Below are 6,190 nucleotides of genomic sequence, written 5' to 3' on the forward strand. Positions count from 1 at the left end.
CCACGGGCCCCCGCCCTCCGCCCGGTGCGGTAACAGCACCAGCAGTTCCCCCACCCTGTCACTCATACCCCGCTGGGTATCCTGGTCGGAGGGGGTACCCGAGACAGAACGGAAAATGCATGGCCGCCACCACTTCCCTCGTTCCGGAGCAGGCGCACGCCCGCCTCCACGAACTGACCATCATCGATGTCCGCACCCCCGGTGAGTACGCCTCCGGGCACCTCCCCGGTGCCCACAACGTCCCCCTGGACCACCTCGAGGCGGCGCTTCCCGCGCTGAGGGCCGCTGCCGCCCGCGGCGACCTCCTCGTCGTGTGCGCCTCAGGCGGCCGTTCCGCCCAGGCGTGCGAACGCCTCACCGGGGACGGCGTACCCGCCGCCACCCTGGTGGGCGGCACCCAGGCGTGGACCCAGCTCGGACACGACCTCCACCGCCCGGCGGGCTCCCGCGCGCCCTGGGCCATGGAACGCCAGGTCCGCTTCGCCGCCGGCTCCCTCGTCCTGACCGGGCTCGTCGCAGGACTGCGCTGGCCGAAGACCCGCCTGCTGTCCGCGGGGGTCGCCGGCGGGCTCGTCTTCTCCGCCCTCACCAACACCTGCGGCATGGCCCACCTCCTGGCCAAGCTCCCGCACAACCGGCCGCGCGCCACCGACCTCGACGCCACCCTCGCCGCTCTCGCCGGCTGACCGCTCCCACCAGCGCTCCGCACGCCCGGCGCTGGCCCGTCCCCCCGTGGACGGGCCAGCGGCGCTCGGGACCGGACCGGTCAGACCCCGGCGCCCTCACCGCCCGTGGCCGTGTCCGAGCCGACCTCGTGACCGTCGTGCTGTGCCGGCACGGCGTGGCCGTCGAGGCGGTACTGGTCGGACTGCGTCAGGTACATGCGCCGGAAGAGACCCGGGCCGTGTCCCAGGCGCATGAGGTCGTCGAAAGTCCCGTGCTCGGCGATACGGCCGTGGTCCATGACGTAGATGTGGTTGGCGTGCCGGACGCTGTGCAGGCGGTGGGTGATCAGGACGATCGTCTGGCCCTCGGCGGCGAGGTTGCGGATGCGGTCGAAGACCCGCTGTTCGGCCTCGGCGTCCAGGGCACTGGTGGGCTCGTCCACCACGAGCACCTCGGCGTCACGGTGACGGGCGCGGGCGATGCCGAGGCGCTGCCACTGGCCGCCGGAGACCTGGTGACCTCCCCGGTAGCCCCGGGCGAGCAGGGTGTCCCATCCCCGCGGCAGTGACGCGATGGTCTCCCCGGCACCCGCGTACTCGGCCGCCGAGTGCAGGAGCTCGTCGTCGTGCGGGGCGTCCGGACGGCCGATCGCGACGTTGATCCGGGCGGTGAAGGGCCAGCGGAAGAAGTCCTGGGTGACCACCGCGACCCGGTCGAAGACCTCGGCGCGGTCGGCCTTCGTGACGTCGGTGCCGTCCCAGAGGATGCGACCGGTGTCGGGGGCGTACAGGCCGCACAGGAGCTTGGCGAGGGTGGACTTGCCGCTGCCGTTGCTGCCGACGAGGGCGACGATCCGACCCGTGGGGATGGTGACGTCGACCCCGTTGAGGGCCGGCCCCGTCGACGCGCCGGGGTAGGTGAAGGTGACGTTCTCGAAACGGACGGCGCGCACCTCCCGTGGCAGAGGGAGACCGGTGGTGGGGATGAGCCGGCGGTCGGCCTCCTGACAGAGCCGGTCCAGGTCGGCGACGAACATGGACTCCTCGTAGAGGTGGTTGAGGTGGATGACCAGCGTCTCGAGGTTGGACGAGCCGGTGCGGACGGCGATCACCGCGGTCCCGGCCACGGCCAGGTCCATCGCGCCGGCCCACAGCAGCAGACCCAGCACGCCGTACATCACGGTGGCGGCGAGGCCGGTCCAGGCGGAGGCGGCGAGGCCGGTGCGGGCGGCCAGGGACGCCAGCCGGGTCTGCTCCCGCTCGCCGGTCTCCGCCATGGTGCGGAAGTGCCTCAACAGGAAGGGACCGACGTTGTGGACCCGTACCTCGGGCGCGGCCTGGGGGTCGATCAGCAACTGCTTCAGGAGCCTCGCGGCACGGGCGTGCTGGATCCAGGTGTGGAACGAGACGTAGCGGCGGCGCGCGATGGTCAGCGCGCTCCAGGCGCTCGGCAGTGTCATCACGGCGAGCAGCGGGAGCAGCACCGGGTGCAGCACGGTCAGCACGCCGGCCGCCGCTACCAGCGCGGTCACCGCGGTGATGACCGACGAGCACAGCCTGATCATCTGGCGGGAGGACTCGGCGCCCCACTGGGCCGAGTCGAGCAGTTTGTGGAACTCGTCGTCCTCCATCGCGGCCAGTTCCACACGTGCCGCCCGTTCCAGGTACTCCTCGGTGGCCACGCGGAACACCTTCGGCTCCAGTCGACCCGTGCCGGCGGTGGAGGCGGACCGCAGCAGGGCGCCGATCACGCCGGCGACGGCCACCGTCGCCAGCGCGGGAACGGCGGCCGACAGGCGCTCACCGGTCCCTCCGGGCCCCAGGAGGTGGGCGAGCACCCGGTTGACCGCGACCAGCCCGACGGCCTGCACGACCCCGCTGGTGAGTTCCGCCGCCGCGACCACGCGCAGCGCACGCGGGTCCGCGCGGTGGGCCAGCCGGATGGTGGAGCCCACCAGCCGCGGCATCTGCCCGACCACGGAACGCAGTCCCAGTTCGAGGAACGAGCCGTCGTGCTGGTTCCACCCGGCCTCGTTCCGCAGGGGTCCACCGAACAGCAGCCGTTCTGAGTCCGACACGTCCTCCTGGGGGTCGGGTGCCCCCTTCGGGTGTCCCTTGGTGCGTTTCGTGCGCGTCCACATCGGAGTTGTCCTCCTCGCTGGGCCTGACGAGTGCGTGCCTGCCCTTCGCCGGGCCCCGCCGCCGTCACGAGGGCCACCTCCTCTCCGTGTGGGTGCGCTCGGCAGCGACCCGGGTCAGCGCGACGACGGTGTGGTCCACCAGCGGCTCGGACAGAGCGGCGCACGGCCACCAGCCCGACTCCGCGCAACTGTCGGGTTCGTGGATCAGCGGCGTTCCGACGTGGTCCAGGTCCCGGGACTGCAACCGCGTGCGGGGCTGCCGGTCCCCTTTCCGGGGCTGCCGGTCCCCCCGCCTCCGGTGGGCGACCGCGGGCCGAGGAACACCGTGCCGGTTCGTTCGAACACCGGGTGGACGCCGACGACGGTGGGGTGCGGGTGCATGAGGGCTCCTGGCTGGACGGCGAGTCGGACAGGCGCCTGAACAACGGTGCTGATCAGTGGCACGTAACGGGCCATCTGCCGTTCAAAAGTTCGAGCGCCTCGTGCCTCTCCCACCGGAGCTGGCCGGAAGCGCCATGGCGCACAGTTCGAACCACCCGGGCGGACATCCCCACCCGATCCGGGGATTGCGGACGACCGGCACCACCAACAGCCGTTCGCCGTGGCTCCCGCGTCAGTCGCTCCAGTACTCACGCCGCGGCAGCTCGACCCACCTGTCGGGTGGCCCGACGACGGCGCGCGCGTCGGTCAGCCGCAGCCCGGCGAAGGCGCACGCATGGGCGACCGCGTTGCCCCGGTAGAGATAGGAAACCAGGACCTCCTCGGGCGTGAAGCCCACGTCCGGCCCGCCGCCCGGGTGGAGGTCCCAGCCCTCGACCACGCCGTTGCGGACGACGCTGCCCTGGTTACCGCTCTTGGGGTTGGCGTACAGGCCGTAGCAGACGGTGCCGACGGACAGCCGGACCAGCACGCCGGGCATCTTCGGCGCGTACCCCCACGGCTGAGTGACGACGCAGCCCCCCGGCACGGTCGTCACACCGACGATGTGGGATATCTCGTCCATGTCGTACGCATAGGGATCCTCCAGCACCTCGTCCAGCTCCTCGCTGTCCGCCGGTGTCGCCTCCAGGCGACGTATCGCCTCCTCGGCGTCGATCCCCGCCACGCATGCGAGCCCCGTGCCGTCGCAGTGCAACTCCCCCAGCGCCGCGACGAGCCGGCTGCCCTCCCGCGCCGCCGCGTGCTCCTCCTCGGTCAGCCGAGGTCCCCCCTCAGGCACCGGGAACAGGTCCGGCGTCGGTCCGGCCAGGCTGAGCCGCCCCGGCGACCAGCCACCGAGCAGGGGCCTCCAGGGATCGGCACCCACCGCGGCGAGGGCCCGCGCGTTGTCCGGTCGGTCGAACAGGACGGCTTCCCACAGCGCGGTCGTGCCGTTCTCGAGCGCGTCAACGTCCGCGACGCGCCGGGCCAGCTCCGCAACGACCTGCGGGGACCCCGACATCGCTGCCAGGTGCAGGGGGCGCCCCCCTCCGAACGCCTCCGGATCGGCTCCCAGGTCGAGGCGCCGCCGAACGTCGCCGTAGTCCTGCCAGCTCTCCCAGCACATGCCCGCCCAGCCGTCGTCACTCCGCCCCGTCACCACGCCCCCCAAGCACCGAACCGGCAATTCCCCGCACCCACACCGTCCCAGGTGGGTCTGACAACGCCCGGGGGCAGGACGGGCGAGCGCGCCCCGTGTGGGCCGGGCACCCGGCCAGCCCCGCCCGCAGGGGCCGCCCCGTCCCGCCGCACCGCTGATCCGCCACCCGCTACACTGTCGCCGGTGGCACAGGCGTCAGCGCCTGCGCAACCCCCGCAACTGCCGGGAAGCCAGAGAAGGACCGCCCACCCGGGGCGGGTGACGGACCGGCTTTCCGACAGGTTCCGCCTCAGTAGCTCAGGGGATAGAGCACCGCTCTCCTAAAGCGGGTGTCGCAGGTTCGAATCCTGCCTGGGGCACGGTGAGACCAGCAGCGAAAGACGCAAAGGCCCACGTCGGAGGTACCTCCGGGGTGGGCCTTTGTCGTCGCCGTGCACAGCTCTACGTTGGCGCTACGTTGGCGCTACGTCCGGAGTACCCGATGCGGTCTCCGGAAAATCTCCTAAATGATCATGATGGAAGTGCAGGTCACGGGCGGGGTGAACGACAACCGGCCCTCCCCTGGGAGAGGGGAGGGCCGGTACCTGTGCCGGGACCTACGAGAGGGGGCACTCCGTGAGCCCCCGGCACGACTGGAGAGGCTCCACCAAGATGCCCTTCGCGAGTCGGTCACCATTCCTACACGGCATCCCCGATGACCGGGAGGGTCCACTAAGGCCCTCCTAAGTAAGGTACCGCCACACCAGCAGCCGGAATCCCCTCTCCCGCATGCTCTCCGGGACGCTGGACAGGATGACGACCCGGATAAGGCCGCCGTGCGCAGGGTGCCGGATCGGCCGTTCCGACGTGTCGGGGTGGATGACGGAGTACTGCTCCCGCGCGGCCCACGCGCGCCGCACCGCCGGATCTGGAGACTCCATCAAGCGGGCCACCTCCCGCCGCAGCACCGGGTGATGCGGATGCGCGAGGTGCGCGGCCCATATCTGCGCCATGATCGGGCCGCCCCAGGAACGTTCCCAGTCGGCGAGCGCCTGCTGGGCCTCCGGCGCGATCACGGCCGGCACCAGGTTCACCGGAACGTCGTCGAAGTTCACCCACCAGAAAAACTGTTTGAACGCCTGGTTCGCGGCGATCAGGTTCCACCCGGTTGTCACCAGGTAGCACGGTGTGGTCTGCGCGGCGATCATCGCCAGGTAATGAGGGTCCACCAGGGCCGGGTCGGCGGCCTGCACGGGCTCTGGATCCGGCAATCGGCCGACTGCGAGTTGATGGAGTCGGTCACGCTGCGTGAGAGTCATCCGCACCACCGTAGCCACGGCGTCCACCCGAGCGGGTGGCATGCGGCGCCCGCCGGTCTCCCAGCGGCGGTACGTGCGCAGGTCGACACCGAGGGCGGTTGCGACCTGCTGCTGCGACAGCCCGCGGGCTCGCCGGGCGGCCCGGAGAAGTACGCGGAGTGCGGGGAGAGGGTCGGGGTCGGGGGCGCAGTGCATCGTCTCTCCAGGCGTGGGGGAAGGCGCATCAGAGGGGTCCGGCGAGATTCAGCCAATCTGGCCAATCATCAGTCACTGTTAGGCGTGTGACCAGGGAGAAGTGCCGGCTGGCGCCCGGTGGTCGGACAGCGCGAAGCCCCCGCCGGGAACGTCCCGGCGGGGGCTTCGGTGGCTAGGGTCAGGCCGGGACGGGGACCAGTGCGGCGGCCTGCGCCATGGCGTCCGGGTCGGCCAGCTCGATCCGACCCACGGCCAGCGCCTCGTGCCCGTACGCGCTTTTCTCCAGGCGCACGGTGCGGGCCAGCTCCGCGG

The 6,190-nt window shown here is 71.7% G+C and carries 4 protein-coding genes and 1 tRNA gene; 2 read left to right on the forward strand and 3 right to left on the reverse strand.

Features of this window, described 5'->3' with window-relative positions:
* Positions 1 to 119 precede the first annotated feature (119 nt).
* Positions 120 to 686 carry a rhodanese-like domain-containing protein gene (locus tag A3IG_RS0118920; protein ID WP_018385162.1) on the forward strand — a complete coding sequence of 189 codons (567 nt, stop codon included), beginning with the start codon at positions 120 to 122 and terminating at the stop codon, positions 684 to 686.
* A gap of 80 nt (positions 687 to 766) precedes the next feature.
* Here the strand turns inward: A3IG_RS0118920 and A3IG_RS0118925 are convergent, their stop codons facing one another.
* Together A3IG_RS0118925 and A3IG_RS0118935 are read right to left on the reverse strand one after the other, a co-directional pair.
* Positions 767 to 2,806, reverse strand: a complete 2,040-nt coding sequence (locus A3IG_RS0118925; protein WP_018385163.1) for an ABC transporter ATP-binding protein — start codon at positions 2,804 to 2,806, stop codon at positions 767 to 769.
* 613 nt (positions 2,807 to 3,419) lie between these two features.
* Positions 3,420 to 4,388, reverse strand: coding sequence for an ankyrin repeat domain-containing protein (locus A3IG_RS0118935; protein ID WP_018385165.1), 969 nt, complete (start codon positions 4,386 to 4,388; stop codon positions 3,420 to 3,422).
* A 283-nt stretch (positions 4,389 to 4,671) separates the two neighbouring features.
* On the opposite strand from A3IG_RS0118935, the gene A3IG_RS0118940 reads away from it, so the two are divergent.
* Positions 4,672 to 4,744, forward strand: a tRNA-Arg gene (locus A3IG_RS0118940).
* Positions 4,745 to 5,107: 363 nt separating this feature from the next.
* Here A3IG_RS0118940 and A3IG_RS32010 read toward each other — a convergent pair.
* Positions 5,108 to 5,878, reverse strand: coding sequence for a helix-turn-helix domain-containing protein (locus tag A3IG_RS32010; protein ID WP_018385166.1), 771 nt, complete (start codon positions 5,876 to 5,878; stop codon positions 5,108 to 5,110).
* Between the last annotated feature and the right edge of the window lie 312 nt (positions 5,879 to 6,190).

Source organism: Wenjunlia vitaminophila DSM 41686 (genome assembly GCF_000380165.1).
GTDB lineage: Bacteria > Actinomycetota > Actinomycetes > Streptomycetales > Streptomycetaceae > Wenjunlia > Wenjunlia vitaminophila.

Coding starts and splice junctions, on each gene's coding strand:
- A3IG_RS0118920 (WP_018385162.1), top strand. CDS start 120: ATGGCCGCCACCACTTCCCTCGTTCCGGAGCAGGCGCACGCCCGCCTC.
- A3IG_RS0118925 (WP_018385163.1), bottom strand. CDS start 2,806: ATGTGGACGCGCACGAAACGCACCAAGGGACACCCGAAGGGGGCACCC.
- A3IG_RS32010 (WP_018385166.1), bottom strand. CDS start 5,878: ATGCACTGCGCCCCCGACCCCGACCCTCTCCCCGCACTCCGCGTACTT.